This window comes from Streptomyces melanogenes, assembly GCF_014649795.1.
Lineage (GTDB): Bacteria > Actinomycetota > Actinomycetes > Streptomycetales > Streptomycetaceae > Streptomyces > Streptomyces noboritoensis.
Genome location: NZ_BMTS01000072.1, coordinates 1 through 1,983 on the forward strand (window position 1 = coordinate 1; position 1,983 = coordinate 1,983).

A 1,983-nucleotide genomic window follows, 5' to 3' on the forward strand; every position below is an offset into this window, starting at 1 on the left:
GATCAACGACGTGTGGCCGCAGACCGACGTGCAGCTGTGCGTGGTCCACCTCGTGCGCACCAGCCTCAGATACGCGGCCAAGCAGCACTGGGGCACCATCGCCAGGCAACTGCGGGAGGTCTATACCGCCAAAACCCCCGACGAGGCGGAGCAGCGGTTCGCACTCTTCGAAGCCGAGTGGGGTGATACCTATCCGGCCGTGGTGGACACCTGGCGCCGGAGCTGGGAACACGTGATCGTCTTCCTGCGGTTCCCGGCCCCGATCCGCCGGACCGTCTACACCACCAACATGATCGAGTCCCTCAACTCCCGCTTCCGCCAGGCCACCAGGCGCCGCGGGCACTTCCCCGACGACGACGCGGCCCTCAAGGTGCTCTACCTGGTGATCCGTAACCCGATCAAGAACCGGCCCAACGTCACCGGCAAGACACCCGCCTGGAAACAGGCGATCAACAGCCTCGCCAGCTACTACGGCGACCGCATCACCGACCGCTAAACCACACCACCAGCACCAGGCCACCCACAAAGAATCAGACACTCCCTCCCTTTGGCCGACTGCTGTGGGTCTCACCGGCCCTGCCCGGCGCCGTCCACGACATCCGCGCGGCCCGCGAACACGGCATCATCGACGCCCTCACCGAGGCAGACATCCCGTGCTGGGCCGACAAAGGATACCGAGGCGCCGGCGGCACGGTCCGCACCCCGTGCTGGGGACGCTGGGACACCCTCTCCGCAGGCCAGCAGGCCGTGAACCGTTCTCACGCGAAGATCCGGGCCCTCGTTGAACAGGCCGTCGCCACCCTCAAGTCCTGGCGACTCCTCCGCAAACTACGCTGCTCGACCACCCGGATCACCAGCCTCGTCCAGGCCATCCTCACCCTTCATCTGACCAGCTCAGGGTGAGGATGGAAAGGGCTCACTGGCTCTGTTCACGAGAACAGAGAGCCGACATTCACCACCTCGAACAGCAGCAGCGCCACCACGGATTCGAACGCCCCGTGAGCTTCCACTGCGTGGGACGGATCGTTCAGTCCCACCAGCCGTCACCAGCATGCCAGCGCCGCACCCATTCCTCAAAGCCCCATACGTGGTCACCAGGCGTCGGGATGGCACCGACGTCGGCGATCATCCAGACCTCGCCGCGGCGGGGGCCCGCGGTCAGCAGGAGCCAGAAGGACTGCCCGTCCTCGGAGCCGAGAACGACGGAACCCTTGTTGAACGAGGCATCGATCCGTGGGTCCTCGGGGTCGACGTCCTCCTCGTCCTCCCAGAGCCAGGCCGCCTGCAGAGGAAAAGGCTCCCCCGGCTGCCGCGTACCAAGATCGGGCCATGTGCTGGACAGATAGCCAAGTGGCTGGAGACCACCGTCGCCGGCGGGGCCGAGGCTCGACCCATTGCTGATCTCCGCGATCAAGGTCCGGTATGGCTCCGGGAGGACCACCCCGTTCTCCGCCTCCCACGCTGCGACCGATTCATGGCCGAGCGCCGGTTCGCGCCATCCCGGCGGGAACGCCAAGTACAGGAAGTCAAGAGTGGCTTCGACAGGAACCTGGTCACGTTTAGCTGCCACAGCAGCATGCTGGCAGAGGGGACTGATAGCCGATCACGGCGCCCCATCCAGCAGCTGTACCTCCCGACCGTGAACATCAAACAGGCCGGGGCGGCGGGGAAGGCCGTGTTTATGGGAGGGGCTGTGAGCGATCTTGAAATTCGGCTCTGTCGACGATCACGTGACGTGGTTTCGGTCAAGGGCTGAGGAGGATGCGGCGGCGGGGGAGGTCGAGGTTGGCCCGGCCGTACCCGTCCCTCTTGATCCGTTTGACTCTCGTGACCTGCCCCTCGACCTGGCCTGAGCTCCATGGGCTGGTCAGGGCCGCGGTTTGAACCGTTCCGGGTTCGGTAGCAATGCCGCTTAGTTAGTGACTGAGGATCTCCAGCGTCGGCGGTCCGTCGTGGATCGTGGGGTGGTCATCGGGTCTGGTG

Annotated in this window: 2 protein-coding genes and 1 pseudogene; 2 read left to right on the top strand and 1 reads right to left on the bottom strand. The window is 65.5% G+C overall.

Annotated features, from left to right (window positions below; all coding sequences use genetic code 11):
* The coding region (locus IE252_RS42750) for a transposase (protein ID WP_190094919.1) at positions 1-496 on the top strand (496 nt) is incomplete at its 5' end.
* 47 nt (positions 497-543) lie between these two features.
* Positions 544-903 (top strand): annotated as a pseudogene (locus tag IE252_RS42755) (transposase family protein); the annotation flags it as partial.
* A 124-nt stretch (positions 904-1,027) separates the two neighbouring features.
* On the opposite strand, the gene IE252_RS42760 reads toward IE252_RS42755, so the two are convergent.
* Positions 1,028-1,570 carry an SMI1/KNR4 family protein gene (locus tag IE252_RS42760; RefSeq protein WP_190094920.1) on the bottom strand — a complete coding sequence of 181 codons (543 nt, stop codon included), beginning with the start codon at positions 1,568-1,570 and terminating at the stop codon, positions 1,028-1,030.
* Positions 1,571-1,983: the final 413 nt, after the last annotated feature.